Raw genomic sequence first — 18862 nt, forward strand, 5'->3', positions numbered from 1 at the left:
GGCTTTCCCGTCGCGAATCCAGGCTTTGCCGAAGGCTTGGACGAGGCTGAGTTCCCGCCAGATTCGCGGTATTTAGGTAGCTTTATAGGAGTGAGTCAGCGCTCACCTCTTGGGGGTGTCGCATGCATCCAGCGAGGGCGAAAAAAGCCGGTTCCAACCCCAGTCTGTAGGGTCTCCCGGACGCCTGACCGCTGTATATTGGGCAAATGATTTGTTTTTGCGCCGAGCGCTTCCCATGGCGGCGGTTATGGCAGAATCCGGGCGCCCTCCTGCCCCCCGGACTGACAGACATGGCCACTCGCGCACTCCTTTATCGGCGGCCCCACGAACCGAAGACCCTCGTCATCACCCACGGATCGCAATTTTTTGCCATCCGATTGCGCCGGCACAGGCGCGCGCGCCGCTACACGCTCAGAATTCATCCGAGCGATCGCGAAGCCATCCTCACCATCCCGCCGCGCGGCACGCTCGCCGAAGCGAAGGACTTCGCGCAGCGTCACGGTGCGTGGATTGCCGCGCGCCTCGGTCGCTTGCCGAAGGCCGCGCCGTTCCAGCCGGGCACGGTGATACCGCTCCGCGGCACGCCGCATCGCATTGTTCATCGCGCCGGCACGCGCGGCACGGTGTGGACCGAGATGCGCGATAGCGGTGAACGCATCCTCTGCGTCGCCGGTGGGCTCGAGCATGTCGACCGCCGCGTCAGCGACTTCCTCAAGCGCGAAGCGCGGAAGGATCTGCAACGCTCGTCGGAAGCCTATGCCGCCGAGCTCGGTGTCCGGGTCAAGCGCCTCTCGATCCGCGATCAGTCCAGCCGCTGGGGCTCCTGCACCTCGGCCGGCTCGCTGTCCTTCTCCTGGCGCCTGATCCTCGCGCCGCCCTTCGTGCTGGACTATCTCGCCGCGCACGAGGTCGCCCATCTCGTCGAGATGAACCACTCGGCGCGGTTCTGGCGCGTCTGCGGCAAGGTCTGCCCGTCGATGGAGCGCGCCAAGAAGTGGCTCGACACCTACGGCAACGATCTGCACCGCTACGGGGTCGAGGAGTAGGGCCTCGGCCCGAAGATCACGCCCACGGCGCCAACTCAGCAAACACTGTCATCGCCCGCGAGAGCGGGCGATCCAGTATTCCAGAGACAGCCGTTGTTGAGCCGAGAGGTTGCGGCGTACTGGATTCCCCGCCTTCGCGGGGAATGACAGCGTAGGGCCCCTTCGGTGTTTTTGCTGCCCGCGCAAGCCGTTGATATCGTTAGCCCCGGCTACTGTGCATGGGGTTGTTTTCGCAGTTTTTAGGTCTGAGGCCCGAATGCCTTCGGCCCGCGACTACCGATTTCCGCCAAATAACCGGTCCATCAGCCAGCCATCGAGCCCGGCTGCAGCCTCCGGCCGCACATTGGCGCGCGTCGGCGGCGGGCGATAGCCGCCATTGTTGGCCGCTGCCGGTGCGACCGCTGTCGGCGGCGACACCTGCGATGCCGCCTGCGCGAGGTTCGACAGGCCCCAGCCGCCCGGTGCGCTCGGCAAGTTCGCCACTGGCACACCGTCGTGCGCCGTCTTCATGAAGCGCGTCCACACTTCCACAGGCAGGCCGCCGCCGGTGGCCTTCTTGGTCGGTGAATTGTCGTCGTTGCCGAGCCAGACGCCGGTGACCAGGTTGGCGGTGTAGCCGATGAACCAGGCATCGCGATAATCCTGGCTGGTGCCGGTCTTGCCGGCGGCCGGCCAGCCCGGAATCTCCGCCTTCTTGGCGGTGCCCGATATCAGCGTCTCCCGCATCATCGCGTTCATCATGCCGACATAGCGCGGATCGATCACCGGATTGCGCTCTTCCGGCTGGCGCATGTAGAGCAGCTTGCCGCTGAGCGTCCGGATTCGCGTCACGACATGCGGCGCCACCGCGAAGCCACCATTGGCGAACGGCGCATAGGCGCCGACCAGCTCGACCATCGAGACTTCGGACGTGCCGAGCGCGATCGAGGCGTTCGGCTCGAGCTTGGAGGAGATGCCGAGCCGGTGCGCGGTGCGCACCACGTTCTTCGGTCCGACCTCGAGGCCGAGGCGGATGGCGACGGTGTTGAGCGACATCGCCAGCGCCTGCGTCAGCGTCACTGCGCCGAAATATTCATGGGTGTAGTTCTCAGGCTTCCAGCCCTTGACCTCGATCGGCGCGTCCTGGCGTATCGTGTCGGGCGTCAGGCCGTGTTCCAGCGCGGTCAGATACACGAACGGCTTGAACGCGGAGCCCGGCTGGCGCCTTGCCGTGACTGCGCGATTGTACTGGCTGTCGGAATAGTTCCGTCCGCCTACCATGGCGCGCACGGCGCCATCGGGCGTCATTGCCACCAGCGCGCCCTGGCTGACGTTGAACTTCACGCTCTTGGCCGCGAGCTCGTCGATGATGGCGGCTTCGGCCACGCTTTGCAGCTTCGGATCGATCGTGGTCTCGACCTTGATGCTCTCGTCGATCTGGCCGACCAGGTCGTCCAGCACTTCGCCGATCCAGTCCGCGACGTAATTGACGGTGCCGGCGCCGGCCGGTTTCACGTTGTAGGAGGGATGGCCGATCGAGGCCTTGGCCTGCGCGTCGGTGATGAACTTTGCATCGGCCATTGCCGCGAGCACGATCTGCGCGCGCGCTTCCGCGCCTTCGGGATTGCGGTTCGGTGCGAGGCGCGAGGGCGATTTGACGAGGCCGGCGAGCATCGCCGCTTCGGCGACCGTGACGTTCTTGGCCGACTTGCCGAAATATTTCTGCGCCGCGGCTTCGACGCCGTAGGCGCCCGAGCCGAAATAGACGCGGTTGAGGTACAGCTCCAGGATCTCGTCCTTGGAATGCTTGCGCTCCAGCCAGATCGCGAGCTCCGCCTCCTGCAGCTTGCGCTGGATGGTGCGCTCCTGGGTCAGGAACAGGTTTTTCGCGAGCTGCTGCGTCAGCGTCGAGCCGCCCTGCGACACGCCGCGGTGGAGCAAATTGGTGACGAGGGCGCGCAGGATGCCGACGGGATCGATGCCGAAATGCGAAAAGAAGCGGCGGTCCTCGATGGCGATGAACGCCTTCGGCAGATAAGGCGGCAAATCCTTCAGCGCGACATTGGCGCCGGCCATCTCGCCGCGCTGTGCCAGCATGCTGCCGTCGATGCCGACGATCTGGATCGTCGGCGGGCGTTTTGGAATCTCCAGCGATTGGATCGGCGGCAGATGGGCGCCGACATAGATCACGACGCCGACCACGGCGAGGGCGCCCCACAGGCTCAGCACCGCGCCCCAATAGACGAGGCGGCCGAGGCCGAACTTGCCGCGTGACTTCGCGCGGCGCTTGGCGCCGCTGCGGCCGCCGGGTGCCTTGCGCTCGCGCGGTGGCTCGTCGCCGGCGTCCTCGCTCTTGCGCTTGGTAGATGATTTCGCTGATTTCTTCGGCTTATCGTCGCCGCCGGGGACGCGGTCCGCCGGGGTCAGGCGCAGATCGGCGAGCGCTGCGGGCAAGCCGAACAGCGGCTCCTTCCGCCCACCCTTTTTCTTTCCCCACGCCATACGCAAACGCCCGGTCAGCCTGCCCCGCCGAGACGCTAGCGGTCGCTGTTTAAGGCCCGGTTACCCCGGCGTTAACGCGCGATTAGGAGGTGGGGCATTCGCGCCCCGCAGTTCCGCTCACTTGGCGCCGGAGCTAGGATCGTCGCCATAAAGAAGAGGGAGCACGCATGGGCCATATCGATCCGACCAAGGAGATCTTCGCGCAGTTCCGGGACAACGACCGTCCCGGCCCGATCCACATGCTCAACCTGGTGCGGTTGCGCAAGGAGGCGGCCTATCCGGACGGCCGCAAGGCCAGCGGCGCGGAAGCCTACGCCGCCTATGGCCGCGAGAGCGGCCCGGTGTTCGAACGCCTCGGCGGCCGCATCGTCTGGCAGGGCAAGTTCGAGCTGATGCTGATCGGCCCAGCGGAGGAACGCTGGGACCATTGCTTCATCGCCGAATATCCCAGCGTCGCCGCCTTCGTCGAGATGATCCGCGACCCCGTCTATCGCGAGGCGGTGAAGCATCGGCAGGCAGCCGTGGAGGATTCGCGATTGATCCGGCACGCCGTGCTGCCAGTCGGAAAGAATTTCGGAGAGATACCGACCTAGATTGTAGGGTGGGTTAGCACAGCGGCGGCGCGAAGCGCAGTCCGCTGGGCGTAACCCACCTCATCTCGTTCCCGTGTATCGGCAGAAGTGGTGGGTTACGCCTTCGGCTAACCCACCCTACGAGACCAGCGCCTAGCCCGACGGCCCCGTGTCCTCGATGACCGGTCCGAACAGCTCCCAGCGTTCGCCGTTGAACTTCATCATCTGCATCTGCTTGTTGACGCGGAAATCGTTCGGCCCGGTGTTGATCTTGATTCCGGGCAGCGCCAGGCTCGGCGTGTAGCCCTTGATGTTGGCGACCTGCTTCATGACGTTCTCGCGCGTGAGGTCGTCGCCGCATTGCTTCAGGACCTGCACCAGCAACTCCGCCACCGAATAGGCGTAGGTGTTGACGGTGTTGAGCTTGTCGCCTTCCGGGAAATACTTGTCCATGAAGGCGAAGAAGGCCTTCACGCCCGGATCGTCCTTCCACTGGGGATCGCCGGGATCCTTGCCGTAATTGGTCGAGATGATGCCCTTGGAGATGTCGAGGCCGGCAGGCTTCAGTGTCGCCGACACCGGGCTCGCGTTGATGTCGAGGATGTGCACGGGGGTCCAGCCGAGATCGGCAAGCTTCTTGATCGCCTGCGCCGCGAATTTCGGCGTCGAGGCGTCGAACAACAGATCAACCCCCATCGATTTCAGCTTGACCACCTGGGAGTCGACGGTCGGGTCGGTGACCTCGTAGGAGACCTCGCCGACGACCATGCTGGCGGCCTTGTCGCCGAGGCCGCTCTTGAGGCCCGCGAGATAGTCGCGGCCCATGTCGTCGTTCTGGTAGAGCACGCCGATCTTGGCGTTGGGATGCTCCTTGAGAATGTACTTGGCGTAGATCCGTCCCTCGGACACGTAGTTGGGATTGTAGGCGATGGTCCAGGGATAGTTCTTGGGATCGTTGAAGCGCGCCGCGCCGGTCGAGGCCAGCAGCTGCGGCACCTTCTTGCCGTTGAGGTATTTTTGCACGGCGGCATTGGCCGCGGTGCCGATCAGCTGGAAGGTGAACAGCACCTCGTCGCCCTCGACGAGCTTGCGCACCTGCTCCACCGTCTTCGGCGGCGAGTAGGCGTCGTCATACTGGATCAGGTTGATCTTGCGGCCGTTGATGCCGCCCTGATCGTTGATCATCTTGAAATAGGCAGCCTGGGTCTTGCCGATATTGGCATAGACGGAATACGGGCCGGAGAACGGCACGGTCTGGCCGATCTTGATCTCGGTATCGCTCGCCCCGGTGTCGTATTTCTTCTGGGCGAGAGCTTGGCTCGCGGAGAACGCGAGCGCGAGCGCTGCCGTGGCAGCTAGGAAGGCCCTGCGATTGTTCATATTTGGTTGTTCCTCCTGACGGAATTTTCGGCCGATGGTCTTTGTCCGTTGATTGCAACGGTCGCCATCGCTGCCGAAGATTGTGGAGGAAGGCGCTGCGCCGCGCAAGGATCGCGACGCTGCGCCGTAGCGTCTCAGGCGACAGGCTAAGCCAGCAACAACGCAGCCAGCGCGATCGCCGCAGGCAGCGCCTGCACCATCAGGATGCGTGAACTGACGGTCGCAGCGCCGTAGGCGCCGGCCACGATCACGCAAAGCAGGAAGAACGTCTTGATCTGGAATGCGAAGGCCGGATTGCCGTGGACGAGGCCCCAGATCAGGCCGGCGGCGAGGAAGCCGTTATAGAGGCCCTGATTGGCGGCCAGCACCTTCGTGATCGCGGCCTTCTCCGGCGTGTTGCGAAATACCTTCAGGCCCTGCGGCTTGTCCCAGAGAAACATCTCCAGGATCAGGAAGAAGACGTGCAGCGCGGCGACCAGCGCCACCAGGACATTGGCGATCAGGATCAAGATGAGCTCCCCCAAAAGAGTCAGCTTTCGGGTGGACGTTAGCATGGCCGGCATGGCAAGTGCGATGGGTGCGTTTCGATGCAATGGTAACGCAATGGACAGTCGATCAACCAAACCCTCCGTTCGCTTCGGCCTCGATCGCCTGACGACGCCGATCGGGATCGCCCTGCTCGTCACCGATGCCGAAGGCGCCCTGCGCGCCCTCGACTGGGAGGATTACGAGCACCGCATGCGCGAGCTTTTGCGCCTGCATTACGGTGTGGTGGATCTGAGCGACCAGCCCGCGCCCGCGGCCCTGCGGACCGCGCTGTCGGGCTATTTCGACGGCGATCTCGGCCAGCTCTCGGGCATCGCATGGCGCATCGCCGGAACCACCTTCCAGCAGAAGGTCTGGACCGCGCTGGCGCAAATCCCTGCCGGCACCACGATGAGCTACGGCGCGCTCGCCGCAAGGATCGAGACGCCAAAAGCCATTCGCGCCGTCGGTCATGCCAACGGCTCCAATCCGATCAGCGTGGTGCTGCCCTGCCACCGGCTGATCGGCGCGAATGGTTCGCTGGTCAAGTACGGCGGCGGGCTGGAGCGGAAGAGGTGGTTGCTAAGGCACGAGGGGGTGGAGATTTAGGCCTCTCTCCAAGTCATTCCGGGGCGCGCGCCCCGGAATAACGAGTGGAGAGAGACGCGCTCGAACGGTAGGCCTCACGCTGCCGGCTGAACCGCCTTATCGCCAGCCATCACGTGGGTCAGTGCGCTCTTGATCGCGGCCTGGCGGGTCGGCGCGTTGATCTGGGCGCCCAGGAGGTCGGTGACATAGAACACGTCGCGCGCGCGCTCGCCGAAGGTCGCGACGTGGGCTGACGCGATGTTGAGGTTCAGTTTCGAGATTGCGGTGGTCAGCTCGTAGAGCAGGCCGGGCCGATCGAGGCCGGAGACCTCGATCACCGTGTAGCGGTCGGACCATTGGTTGTTGATGGTCACTTCCGGCTCGATCACGAAGGGCCGCGCCTTGCTGCGGACGGTGCGCCGCGCCACCACCTCCGGCAGGCGCAGCTTGCCTTCCAGCACGTCCTCGATCATCTCTCCGATGCGGGTGGCGCGCCGTCCCTCGTCCTCGTCGCGGTCGTATTCCCGCGAGATCGAGATGGTGTCGAGCGCGCGGCCGTCGGTCGTGGTGTAGATCTGGGCGTCGACGATGTTGGCGCCGGCCGAGGCGCAGGCGCCGGCGATGATCGAGAGCAGCCAGGGATGGTCGGCTGCAAAGATCGTCAGCTCGGTGACGCCGCGCACCTCGTCGAAGCCGACATTGATCGCGAGCTTGTGGCCGGCCTGCTCGCTGGAGCGGACGAAGCGGGCATGACGGATCTTGCGCGGCAGCTCGACCTTGAGCCAATAGGCCGGGTAGTGCCGGCCGATATAGGCATCGAGCTCGTCCGCCGGCCATTCGGCAAAGGCCATGCGGAATTCGGCATAGGCGGCCGCGAGGCGCTTGCCGCGATCGACCTCCGAGAAGCCGCCGGTCAGCACCGGCTCGGTCTCGTAATACAGCGAGCGCAGGAGCTGCGCCTTCCAGCCGTTCCAGACGCCGGGACCGACGCCGCGGATGTCGGCGGTGGTCAGGATGGTCAACAGCTTCATCTGCTCGACCGACTGCACCACCGCGGCGAAATTCTCGATGGTCTTGCGGTCCGACAGGTCGCGCGACTGCGCGACCGTGGACATGGTCAGGTGTTCCTCGATCAGCCAGGCGATCAGCTCGGTGTCGGCCGGACTGAAGCCGAGCCGCGGGCAGAGCCGACGCGCCACCTTGGCGCCGGCGATCGAGTGATCCTCCGGCCGGCCCTTGGCGACGTCGTGCAGCAGCGTGGCGATATAGATCACCGCGCGGTGCTCGGGCCTCGTCTTGCGCATGAGATCGCTGGCGAGCGCGAACTCCTCGACGCCGCCGCGCTCGATGTCCTGGAGGAAGCCGATGCAGCGGATCAGGTGCTCGTCGACGGTGTAGTGATGATACATGTTGAACTGCATCATCGAGACGATCTTGCCGAAGGCGCGGATGAAATGGCCGAGCACGCCGGTCTCGTTCATCCGGCGCAGCACGATCTCGGCGTTCTCGGAGGTCAGGATCTCCATGAACAGCCGGTTGGCCTCGGGATTTTCGCGAAGCTGCGCGTTGATCAGGCCCAGCGAACGCGTCACGCCGCGCATCGCATCCGGGTGGAAGGCGAGATTGTTCTTCTGCGCGAGGCGGAAGATGCGGATCAGATTGACCGGATCGTGCTTGAAGACGTCGGGCGCGGCGACGTTGATGCGGTTGTTGTCGACGATGAAATCGTCGCTGTCGGGGACGCGCCGCTTCCACTGTGCTCGGCCGCAGCCGCGCCATCATCCGGCTCAGCACCGGCGCAGGCTTGGCCTGCTGGTCCTCGAGCTTGGCGCAGAGGATGGCGGTGAGGTTGCCGACTTCCTTGGCGACGAGGAAGTAGTGCTTCATGAAGCGCTCGACGTCCTGCATGCCGGGATGCGAGGTGTAGCCGAGCCGCACCGCGATCTCGCGCTGGAGGTCGAAGGAGAGGCGCTCTTCGGCGCGGTTGCAGTAGAAATGCAGATTGCAGCGCACCGACCAGAGGAAATCGGCGCAGCGACGGAAGCTGCGATATTCCTGCGCGTCGAACACGCCGCGCTCGACCAGCTCGCTGGTGTCGCGCACGCGATAGACGTACTTGGCGATCCAGAACAACGTGTGCAGGTCGCGTAGGGCGCCCTTGCCGTCCTTGACGTTGGGCTCGACCAGGTAGCGCGACTGGCCGCCGCGGCGGTGCCGCTCCTCGCGCTCGGCGAGCTTTGCGGTGACGAATTCCGAGGCGGTGCCCTGCACCACCTCCTTGTCGAAGCGCGCGACCAGCTCGTCATAAAGCGGCCTGTCGCCGGTGAGGAAGCGCGTCTCCAGGATCGCGGTGCGGATGGTCATGTCGCCGCGCGCCTGCCGGATCGATTCGTCGACCGAGCGCGTGGCGTGGCCGACCTTCAGCCCCATATCCCAGAGGCAATAGAGGATGGCCTCCGCCACCTGCTCGCCCCAGGCGGTCTGCTTGTAGGGCAGGATGAACAGCAGATCGATGTCGGATTCGGGCGCCATCAGGCCGCGGCCGTAGCCGCCGGTCGCAACCACCGCCATGCGCTCGGCGCCGCTCGGGATCGGCGAGCGGTAGAGATGACGGGTCGCCGCCGAATAGAGGATGCGGATGATCTCGTCCTGGACGTGACACAGTCGCTCGGCGCAGCGGCGGCCGTGACGATCCTTCAAAAGGATCTCCTGTGCCGCGGCGCGCGCCGCGATCAGCTCGGCCTTGAGCAATTGCGCCATGGCGGTGCGGAACGCGTCTTCGCGCCCCTGATGCTTTTCGGCAAGCGCATCGACCGCGGCGGTGATCCGCACCGTGTCGAAACGATCGTCCACCTCGGCCTTATGCTCGGTCGCGACGCTGTCCATATCTCACCGGATATAAGAGGTGACGGGCGCTGTCACCCGCCATTCTCTGGCAATAGTCGTTCCATGCTGGAAAGCCGCGGCTTCGGGCAAGTCTGTTCTCGGCCGGCGGGCTTTCAGGGGGCGGATTTTCTCGTTGATTTCTAGATATAACTCCTTGAAAAACAATGAAGTTTTGGAGGAGGCTGGGCATGACCTGGATGACACGACGCATTCTGCTGGCGGGAGCTTTTGCGCTCGCCGTGACACCTGCGGCAAAGGCGGCGGATCCGCTCAAGGAAATCCGCATCGACTGGGCGACCTACAATCCGGTGTCGATGGTCCTGAAGCAGAAGGGACTGCTCGAGAAGGAGTTCGCCAAGGACGGGATCACCGTCACCTGGGTGCAGTCGGCCGGCTCCAACAAGGCGCTCGAATTCCTCAATGCCGGCTCGATCGATTTCGGCTCGACCGCGGGCTCGGCGGCGCTGGTGGCCAAGATCAACGGCAACCCGATCAAGTCGATCTATGTCTATTCGCGCCCCGAATGGACCGCGCTGGTGACGTCGAAGGATTCCAAGATCGCTGGCGTCGCCGACCTCAAGGGCAAGCGCGTCGCGGTGACGCGCGGCACCGATCCGCACATCTTCCTGGTGCGGGCGCTGCTTGGTGCCGGTCTCACCGAGAAGGACATCACGCCGGTGCTGCTCCAGCACGCCGACGGCAAGACCGCGCTGATCCGCGGTGACGTCGACGCCTGGGCCGGCCTCGATCCGATGATGGCGCAGGCCGAGGTCGAGGAAGGCGCAAAGCTGTTCTACCGCAAGGCCGAGGCCAACACCTGGGGCATCCTCAATGTGCGCGAGCAATTCTTGAAGGACCATCCCGACGCCGTCCGCCGCGTGCTCGCCGTGTACGAGGAAGCGCGAAAGTACTCGCTGGCGAATTACGACGAGCTGAAGAAGACCTTCATGGCCGCGACCAGGCTGCCCGAGGCCGTCGTCGACAAGCAGCTCAAGGAACGCACCGAGCTCACCCATAGCCGGATCGGCGCGCCGCAGCGCGAGTCGATCCTTGCCGCCGGCCTCGCGCTGCAGCAGGCCGGCGTCGTCGACGCCAAGGTCGACGTCAAGGCGACGCTGGATGCACTCATCGACGACCAGGTCCCGCTGCCGACGAATTAGTGCTCTTTTACCCTCCCCTGGGGTCCGGGACGAGCGTAGCTCGCCCGTGATCGATCGCGCGCAGCGCGAGCGGGGTGGGGCGGTCTCTCCGCTCGGGCACCGCTTGCGTGAAGAGACTGTCACCCCACCCCGTCACGCAATCTCGCTTTGCTCGATCGCGTGCCGACCCTCCCCCTCCAGGGGAGGGTAAGAGGCGCCCTTGCATTCCCCGACCAGACGCGCTTGCTAATGACCATGATCTCCGACGCGCCAGTGTTGCAACAAACCTCGGAACAAGCCGAAAGCGTTGCCGCGCCCTCGCGCGCCGCGCGTTACGCGCGGCCGCTGCTGGGTGCGCTGCTGCCGCTGACGCTTGCGCTGGGCTGGGAAGTCGTGGTGTGGCTCGGCTGGTCCAATGGGCGCCTGGTGCCGCCGCCTTCTCGCGTGTTCGCCACGATCAGTGAGCTCGCCCGTTCCGGCGAGCTGCTTCGTCACATCGGCGCGACGCTGTGGCGTGTTGGGCTCGGCTTCCTGTTCGGCGTGGTCGCAGGCACGCTGCTCGGCGCCATCTCCGGCTATTGGTCGCTGGCGCGGCGGCTGCTCGATCCGACCGTGCAGGCGCTGCGCGCCATCCCGTCGCTGGCCTGGGTGCCGCTGTTCATCCTCTGGCTCGGCATCTTCGAAACCTCGAAGGTCGCGCTGATCGCGGTCGGCGTGTTCTTCCCGGTCTATCTCGGCGTGATGGGAGCGATCCTCTCGGTCGATCGCAAGATCGTCGAGGTCGGACGCACCTTCCGCCTCTCCGGCTTCGCGATGATCCGCCGCATCCTGTTGCCCGCCGTCCTGCCGGCCTATGTCGTGTCCTTGCGCGTCGGGCTTGGGCTCGGCTGGATGTTCGTGGTTGCGGCCGAGCTGATCGGCGCCTCCGAGGGCCTCGGCTATCTCCTGCTCGACGGCCAGCAGCTCGGCAAGCCCGCGCAGATCCTCGCCGCCATCGTGATCTTCGCCATCCTCGGCAAGCTCACGGACTGGCTGATCGAGGTCGCGGCCGCGCCCTTCCTGCGCTGGCAGGACGCGTTCGGCCGCACCAAGGGAGCGTGACGCGATGCTGGCGCTCGATCGGGTCAGCAAGACCTATCCCAACGGCGTCGAGGCGCTGGCACGCTTCTCTGCGGAGATCAGGCAAGGCGAGATCATCGCCATCATCGGCGGCTCCGGCTGCGGCAAGTCGACCTTGCTGCGCGCCATCGCAGGCCTTGATCGCGCCAGCTCGGGCACGGTGACGCTCGACGACGAGGCGATCGCCTCGCCCCATGCCAAGATCGGCATCATCTTCCAGGAGCCGCGGCTTTTGCCCTGGCTTAGCGTCGCCGACAATATCGGCTTTGGACTTGCCGATCTGCCGGCGGCGGAGCGGCGCGAGAAGGTGATGCGCGCGCTCGAACGCGTCGGACTGGCCGACAAGGCCCAGGCCTGGCCGCGCGAGCTCTCGGGCGGCCAGGCGCAGCGCGTCGCGATCGCACGGGCGCTGGTCCCGCAGCCCGAGGTGCTTCTGCTCGACGAGCCGTTCTCCGCGCTCGATGCCTTTACCCGCAGGGATCTCCAGGATCATCTGCTCGATCTCTGGGCCGACACACGGCCGACGCTCATTCTCGTCACACACGACGTCGACGAAGCCGTGGTGCTGGCCGACCGCGTCCTGGTGATGCGGCCACGTCCCGGGCGGCTGTTCGACCAGATCGAGGTCAATCTGGGCCGGCCGCGCGACCGCAATTCGCCGCTGTTCGAGAATTTCAAGCGGAACGTGCTGACGTCACTCGACCGCTCGCTCGACCGCAGCGTGCCCGACCGTGACGCAACCCAGGGTCCCGGTCAGGCCATGTGGTGGTGACAATTCCGCTTCGAGCCGGTACATCGAAGGGTAATTTTTCCGGGAGAGAACAAGATGGACGCCGTCCAGCTGCGCCAGATGCAGGCTCCGATCAAGGAGCGCTACAAGACCGATCCCAAGACCGCGCTGATCACACTGAAAGCCAAGGGCTCCACCGACAGCGAAGGGATCGCGTGCAAGGTCGAGACCGGCCGCGCCATCGCGATGGCGGGCCTGCATCCGGCCACCGGCGGCTCCGGTCTCGAACTCTGCTCCGGCGACATGCTGCTCGAAGCCCTGGTCGCCTGTGCCGGCGTCACGCTGAAATCGGTTGCGACCGCGATCGAGGTGCCCATGAAGACCGGCAACGTCTATGCCGAGGGCGATCTCGATTTCCGCGGCACGCTCGGCATCGACAAGGAGACCCCGGTCGGCTTCGCCGAGATCCGTCTGCGCTTCGAGGTCGACACCGACGCGCCGCAGGACAAGCTCGATCTCCTGCTCAAGCTCACCGAGCGCTATTGCGTGGTCTACCAGACCATCAAGAACGGCCCGAAGGTCTCGGTGTCGATGCAGCGGATGTGAGGCGAAGGTCGCCACTCCACAATCGGTGTCGTCCCGGGGCGCGCCGCTTTCGCGCGCCCCGGAATGACAGACAGAATGTCCCCCGACCTCCATTTCATCCTCTTCCTGCTCCTGCGCATGGCGATCGCGGCGACGTTCGTCGTGACGGCGTCGATCATCACCGAACGCGCAGGGCCGGTGATTGGTGCGCTGGTCGCGACCCTGCCGATCTCAGCCGGTCCGTCCTACGTCTTCCTCGCACTCGACCACGACGCCGCCTTCATCGCGCAGGGCGCGCTGGCGAGTCTTCCGATCAATGCGGCGACCATCTTCATGTGCCTCACCTATGTCGTGCTGGCGCAGCGGTACGATCTCGTGGTGAGTTGTGGCAGCGCGGTTGCGGTCTGGATCGTGCTTGCGTCGATCGTCCGTCAGTTCGAATGGTCGCTCACCGCCGGGCTGGCCGCGAACCTGATCGCCTTCGGCATCTGCATTCCGCTGTTGGCCGGCTACCGCCACGTGAAGATGCCGCTGGTGACGCGCCGCTGGTATGACGTTCCGATGCGGGCTGCGCTGGTGGCGACGCTCGTCGCCATCGTGGTCTCGACCTCGGGTTGGGTCGGGCCTCGCATCAGCGGTATCATCGCGCTTTATCCCGTCGTGTTCTCCAGCATCATGGTGATCCTGCATCCGCGCATCGGCGGCCCGCCGACAGCCGCCGTGCTCGCCAACTCCGCGTGGGGTTTGCTCGGATTCGGCACGGCGATCGCCGTCCTGCACGTGGCGGTGGTGTCGTTCGGATCAAGCGTCGGTCTGTGCCTCGCGCTCGGCACCTGCGTTGTTTGGAATCTGACGCTGTGGGGCATCGGTCGGCGAGCGATGCACAAGACGTCGCAGCCGTAAGACTACGGATCAGCGCGACGCCGTTGGCGAAAAGTCGTGTCGCGCATGTCGACCTCATGCTCACGCGGCATCTTCGTAAGCCGTTGAATGAGATGCGTCATTTCAAACTGTGCCGTCGGTCGCGCTGATCGCGACGTGGGCAGAGGTTGTTCCGGCACCCGCCGAATTCCGATACTTCTATTAGAACTTTGTTCGAGCTTTTGCCTTACGAATATCCTGCGTACCCGCTTCCGCCGTCATCGGCGTGAACTCGTCCGAGCTGCATCCGAGTGCAGGGGACTCGCGGGAATTGTAGATTTGAGTACGGCTGTTTCGCCGCCGCGGTCACTTCCCCTACGAGCTGCCCACCTAATTTCGAGATGGAGATTCCCTGATGTTCGGTCGCAAGTCCCAGGTTGATGCCCAAGCACGGCTCGATGCGATCGGCCGCTCGCAGGCCATGATCGAATTCAATCTTGATGGCACGATCGTCACGGCCAACAAGAACTTCCTCGACGCCCTCGGCTATCGGCTCGACGAGATCCAGGGCAAGCATCATTCCATGTTCGTGCCGGCCGACCAGCGCGACAGCGCCGAGTACAAGGCGTTCTGGGCTGCATTGAACCGTGGCGAGTATCAGGCGCGCGAGTTCAAGCGGATCGCGAAGGATGGCCACGAGGTCTGGATCGAGGCATCCTACAATCCGGTGCTCGACGGCAACGGCAAGACGGTGATGGTCGCCAAGATTGCGACCGACATCACCGCGAAGAAGATCCGCAGCATGACGGATGCTTCGAAGATCGCCGCCATCAGCCGCGCCCAGGCCGTGATCGAGTTCAGGCTCGACGGTACCATCGTCAGTGCCAACGAGAATTTCTGCAAGGCGCTCGGCTATTCGTTGTCCGAGATCGAGGGCAAGCACCACGGCATGTTCGTCGCCGAGGCCGAGCGCAACGGCGCCGCCTATCGCGAGTTCTGGGCCAAGCTGAACCGCGGCGACTACCAGGCCGGGGAGTTCAAGCGCATCGGCAAGGGCGGCCGCGAGATCTGGATCCTCGCCTCCTACAATCCGCTGCTCGACGAGAACGGCAAGCCCTACGGCGTCGTCAAGTTCGCGACCGACGTGACCGCGGAGAAGCTGAAGAACGCCGATCTCGCCGGCCAGATCGCGGCGATCGACAAGGCCCAGGCCGTGATCGAGTTCAACATGGACGGCACGATCATCACCGCGAACGCCAACTTCCTCGGCGCGCTCGGCTATTCGCTGGCCGAGATCAAGGGCCATCATCACAGCATGTTCGTCGAGCCCGGCGAGCGCGACAGCAGCGCCTATCGCGAGTTCTGGGCGGCGCTCAACCGCGGCGAATACCAGGTGGCCGAATACAAGCGGATCGGCAAGGGCGGCAAGGAGGTCTACATCCAGGCCTCCTACAATCCGATCATGGATCTCAACGGCAAGCCGTTCAAGGTCGTCAAATACGCCACCGACGTCACCAGGCAGGTGCTGGTCCGCATGGGCAACGAGCGGGTGCGCGGCATGATGGAATCGGTCGCGGCGGGTTCGGAGGAGCTCAACGCCTCGGTGCGGGAGATCTCCGAGGCGATGACCAAATCGCGCGAGACCGCGATGAGCGCGGTGGATCAGGTCGCCACCGCGGACGCGCAGGCGCAGCGCCTCACGGAAGCCGCGCAGGCGATGAGCGGCATCGTCGAGCTGATCAACAACATCACCGGACAGATCAACCTGCTCGCGCTCAACGCCACGATCGAATCGGCCCGCGCGGGCGAAGCCGGCCGCGGCTTCGCGGTGGTCGCCTCGGAGGTCAAGAGCCTTGCCAACCAGGCCAAGCAGGCCACCGACAAGATCGGCGCGGAGATCGGCAGCCTCAACGGCATCTCCGGCGACGTCGTCAGCGCGCTCGGCTCGATCAAGCAGGCCATCAACAATGTCAGCGAATACGTGACGTCGACGGCCGCGGCGATCGAGGAGCAGAGCACCGTGACGAACGAGATGTCGACCAGCATGCAGCGCGCTGCGGCGGAAGCCGCCGCGATGGCCAACCGGGCATAGGATAGACAGTAGGGTGAGCAAAGGCGCGCTCTCGCGCCGTGCCCACCATCTCTTCGCGATCCAGCAGATACGCGTGGGCACGCTTGGCTTTGCCCGCCCTACGGCCCTTTACTGCTTCGGCAGCTTGGCCTTCAATGCATAGAGCGCTTCGAGCGCCTCGCGTGGCGACATCTCGTCGGGGTGTAGCGCCTTCACCGCGTCCATCAGCAGCTCGGCCTCGCTCGGCGGGGCGGCTTCCGCTGCGGCGCGCGAGGGCACGGCGAACAGCGGCAGGTCGTCCACCAGCGCGCGTGCGGTCTGGCCGCGGTCCTGTGCCTCCAGCTTGGAGAGAACCGACTTCGCGCGCGTGATCACCGCCGGCGGCAGGCCGGCGAGTTTCGCCACCTGGATGCCGTAGGAGCGGTCGGCCGAGCCCGGCAGCACCTCGTGCAGGAACACGACATTGCCCTGCCATTCCTTCACCCGCACGGTGGCATTGAACATCCGCGGCAGCTTGGCCGAGAGCGCGGTCAGCTCGTGATAATGCGTGGCGAACAGGGTGCGGCAACGGTTGCTCTCGTGCAGATGCTCGATCGCGGCCCAGGCGATCGAGAGGCCGTCGAACGTCGCGGTGCCGCGGCCGATCTCGTCGAGGATGACCAGCGAGCGCTCCCCGGCTTGATTGAGGATCGCCGCAGTCTCGACCATCTCCACCATGAAGGTGGAACGGCCGCGGGCGAGATCGTCGGCGGCGCCAACGCGCGAGAACAGGCGGTCGACGATGCCGATCCGCGCACGCGTGGCCGGCACGAAGCTGCCGATCTGGGCGAGCAACGCGATCAGCGCGTTCTGGCGCAGGAAAGTCGATTTGCCGGCCATGTTGGGACCGGTCAGCAGCCAGAGCTGGCCGGATCTTTGGCCGGGCGCCGGCGAAAGATCGCAGGCATTGGCGATGAACGGCTCGCCATTGCGCTTCAGGGCCTGCTCGACCACGGGATGGCGGCCGGCCTCGATCGCAAAGCTGAGGGAATCGTCCACGTCCGGCCGCACGTAATGATCGTCGACCGCGAGCTTTGCCAGCGATGTCGCGACGTCGAGCAGGGCAAAGGCGTGGGCCGCGGCGCGCAGATCGTCGCTGATCGCCATCGCCTTCGCTGACAGCCGCTCGAAGATCTCGAGCTCCAGCCCGAGCGCACGATCGCCGGCATTGGCGATCTTGGCCTCGATCTCGCCGAGCTCGGAGGTCGTGAAGCGCACCTGGCCCGCCAGCGTCTGGCGATGGATGAAGGTCGCGTTCAGCGGCGGCGACATCAGCTTGTCGCCGTGCTGGGCAGTGACCTCGACGAAATAGCCGAGCACGTTGTTGTGGCGAATCTTGAGGCCTTTGACGGCGGTCGCGTCGGCGTAGCGGGCCTGCATCGAGGCCACCACCAGGCGCGAGGCGTCGCGCAGGTTCCGCGCTTCGTCGAGGGCGGGCTCATAGCCCTGTCGGACGAAGCCGCCGTCACGCTTGATCAGCGGCAGCTGCTCGTCGAGCGCGCTGGTGAATTCCGTCGCGAGCTCGCGCGAGGGCCTTTGCAGCGATGTCATCACCGCCGCGATCTCCTGCGGCGGCTCATCCAGTTCGGAGAGTCGCGTCAGCACCTGGTCCGCGGCGATGATGCCGTCGCGGATGCCGGCGAGATCGCGCGGCCCGCCGCGACCGACCGAGAGCCGGGCCAGCGCCCGCGACATGTCGGGCGCTCCGCGCAATATGCTGCGGATGTCCTCGCGCGCGGCCGAATCGGTGACGAAGGTGCCGACCGCATCGAGCCGGCGCGCGATGGCGGACGCGTCCGTCAACGGTGCCGCCAGGCGCTGTGCGAGCAGGCGCGAGCCCGCCGAGGTCACGGTGCAGTCGATGGCGTCGAGCAGGGAGCCGCGGCGCTCGCCGGCCAGTGTCCGCGTCAGCTCGAGATTGGCGCGTGTGGCCGGATCGATGGCCATGGTCGCGCCGGAGGCCTCGCGCGCGGGCGGCGACAGCGGCGGATGCTTGCCGACCTGGGTGCGGTCGACATAGGTGATCGCGGCGGCCGCGGCGGTCGCCTCGAAGCCGCGTGAGCTGCGCCAGCCCGTCCATGGTCGCAACCGCGAAATAGTCGCACAGCCGCTTCTCGGCGGTGGCGCCATCGAAGACGTCGCGGGTCAGCGGCGTGACGGCCGGCAGCTCGCGCAGGGTCTGTCCGAGTTCGCTGTCGTTATAGAGCGCGTCGGTGACGATCGCCTCGTTCGGGTTGATGCGCGCCAGCGTCGCGGCGAGCTCGCCGCCTCGAGCATTCGGTGACCATGAACTCGGCGGTCGAGATGTCGATCCAGGCAAGGCCGAAGCGATCGCCGCCGCCGGAGGCGCGGGCACGCGCGATCGCCAGCAGGTAATTGTTGGCGCGGGCGTCGAGCAGCGTGTCCTCGGTCAGCGTCCCCGGCGTGACCAGCCTTACCACGCCGCGGCGGACCACGCTCTTGTTGCCGCGCGCTTTCGCGGCGGCAGGATCCTCGGTTTGCTCGCAGACCGCGACGCGGTGACCGGCCGAGATGAGGCGGTGCAGATAATCCTCGGAGCGCTCGACCGGCACGCCGCACATCGGAATGTCCGCGCCCTGATGCTTGCCGCGCTTGGTCAAGACGATGCCGAGCGTCTTGGAGGCGATCTCGGCGTCCTCGAAGAACAATTCGTAGAAATCGCCCATTCGGTAGAACAGCAGCAGGCCCTGATGCGCCGCCTTGATCTCCAGATATTGTTCCATCATCGGCGTGACGCGCGCGGCGGCTTCTGCCGGCGGTGCGGGCGTTTCGTCGGGGGGCGGTGCTTGAATCGGCTGCTGCATCGTCATAGGCGGCGC

At 65.4% G+C, this 18862-nt stretch carries 12 protein-coding genes and 2 pseudogenes; 9 read left to right on the forward strand and 5 right to left on the reverse strand.

What is annotated here, in order from left to right; genetic code table 11:
* Window positions 1-206: 206 nt before the first annotated feature.
* Entirely contained in the window at window positions 207-1046 is an 840-nt protein-coding gene (locus tag ACETMP_RS24955; RefSeq protein ID WP_028133777.1) for a M48 family metallopeptidase, read from the forward strand.
* A 273-nt stretch (window positions 1047-1319) separates the two neighbouring features.
* Here ACETMP_RS24955 and ACETMP_RS24960 read toward each other — a convergent pair whose 3' ends face one another.
* The gene (locus ACETMP_RS24960; RefSeq protein WP_375158243.1) at window positions 1320-3527 is read right to left on the reverse strand and encodes a transglycosylase domain-containing protein; all 2208 of its coding nucleotides are present in this window, start codon (window positions 3525-3527) and stop codon (window positions 1320-1322) included.
* A 167-nt stretch (window positions 3528-3694) separates the two neighbouring features.
* Here ACETMP_RS24960 and ACETMP_RS24965 point away from each other — a divergent pair, with 167 nt between their 5' ends.
* On the forward strand, window positions 3695-4120 hold the full coding sequence (locus tag ACETMP_RS24965; RefSeq protein ID WP_028133779.1) for a DUF1330 domain-containing protein: 426 nt from the start codon (window positions 3695-3697) through the stop codon (window positions 4118-4120).
* Window positions 4121-4252: 132 nt separating this feature from the next.
* Here ACETMP_RS24965 and ACETMP_RS24970 read toward each other — a convergent pair whose 3' ends face one another.
* The gene (locus ACETMP_RS24970) at window positions 4253-5479 is read right to left on the reverse strand and encodes an ABC transporter substrate-binding protein (RefSeq protein WP_375158244.1); all 1227 of its coding nucleotides are present in this window, start codon (window positions 5477-5479) and stop codon (window positions 4253-4255) included.
* A 146-nt stretch (window positions 5480-5625) separates the two neighbouring features.
* A complete protein-coding gene (locus tag ACETMP_RS24975) occupies window positions 5626-6042 on the reverse strand; it encodes a DUF1304 domain-containing protein (RefSeq protein WP_375158245.1) in 417 nt (138 codons plus the stop codon).
* A gap of 40 nt (window positions 6043-6082) precedes the next feature.
* Between ACETMP_RS24975 and ACETMP_RS24980 the strand changes: the two genes are divergently transcribed.
* Window positions 6083-6613, forward strand: a complete 531-nt coding sequence (locus ACETMP_RS24980; RefSeq protein WP_375161984.1) for a methylated-DNA--[protein]-cysteine S-methyltransferase — start codon at window positions 6083-6085, stop codon at window positions 6611-6613.
* Window positions 6614-6687: 74 nt separating this feature from the next.
* Here ACETMP_RS24980 and ACETMP_RS24985 read toward each other — a convergent pair.
* Window positions 6688-9478: pseudogene (locus tag ACETMP_RS24985) on the reverse strand ([protein-PII] uridylyltransferase).
* A 188-nt stretch (window positions 9479-9666) separates the two neighbouring features.
* Between ACETMP_RS24985 and ACETMP_RS24990 the strand changes: the two are divergent.
* From ACETMP_RS24990 to ACETMP_RS25015, 6 genes are all read left to right on the forward strand, one after another.
* Window positions 9667-10638 carry an aliphatic sulfonate ABC transporter substrate-binding protein gene (locus ACETMP_RS24990; protein ID WP_375158246.1) on the forward strand — a complete coding sequence of 324 codons (972 nt, stop codon included), beginning with the start codon at window positions 9667-9669 and terminating at the stop codon, window positions 10636-10638.
* Between the two features lie 234 nt (window positions 10639-10872).
* Entirely contained in the window at window positions 10873-11718 is an 846-nt protein-coding gene (locus ACETMP_RS24995) for an ABC transporter permease (protein ID WP_375161985.1), read from the forward strand.
* A 4-nt stretch (window positions 11719-11722) separates the two neighbouring features.
* Complete coding sequence (locus tag ACETMP_RS25000) at window positions 11723-12508, forward strand: ABC transporter ATP-binding protein (RefSeq protein WP_375158247.1); 786 nt, start codon at window positions 11723-11725, stop codon at window positions 12506-12508.
* A gap of 54 nt (window positions 12509-12562) precedes the next feature.
* Window positions 12563-13072, forward strand: a complete 510-nt coding sequence (locus tag ACETMP_RS25005; protein WP_028133787.1) for an OsmC family protein — start codon at window positions 12563-12565, stop codon at window positions 13070-13072.
* Between the two features lie 75 nt (window positions 13073-13147).
* Window positions 13148-13954, forward strand: coding sequence for a hypothetical protein (locus ACETMP_RS25010; protein ID WP_375158248.1), 807 nt, complete (start codon window positions 13148-13150; stop codon window positions 13952-13954).
* A gap of 373 nt (window positions 13955-14327) precedes the next feature.
* Complete coding sequence (locus ACETMP_RS25015; RefSeq protein ID WP_375158249.1) at window positions 14328-16004, forward strand: PAS domain S-box protein; 1677 nt, start codon at window positions 14328-14330, stop codon at window positions 16002-16004.
* A gap of 108 nt (window positions 16005-16112) precedes the next feature.
* On the opposite strand, the pseudogene mutS reads toward ACETMP_RS25015, so the two are convergent.
* Window positions 16113-18853: pseudogene (mutS, locus tag ACETMP_RS25020) on the reverse strand (DNA mismatch repair protein MutS).
* Between the last annotated feature and the right edge of the window lie 9 nt (window positions 18854-18862).

Origin of the sequence: Bradyrhizobium dasycarpum, assembly GCF_042019905.1 — a bacterium.
Classification (GTDB): Bacteria; Pseudomonadota; Alphaproteobacteria; order Rhizobiales; family Xanthobacteraceae; genus Bradyrhizobium; species Bradyrhizobium japonicum_B.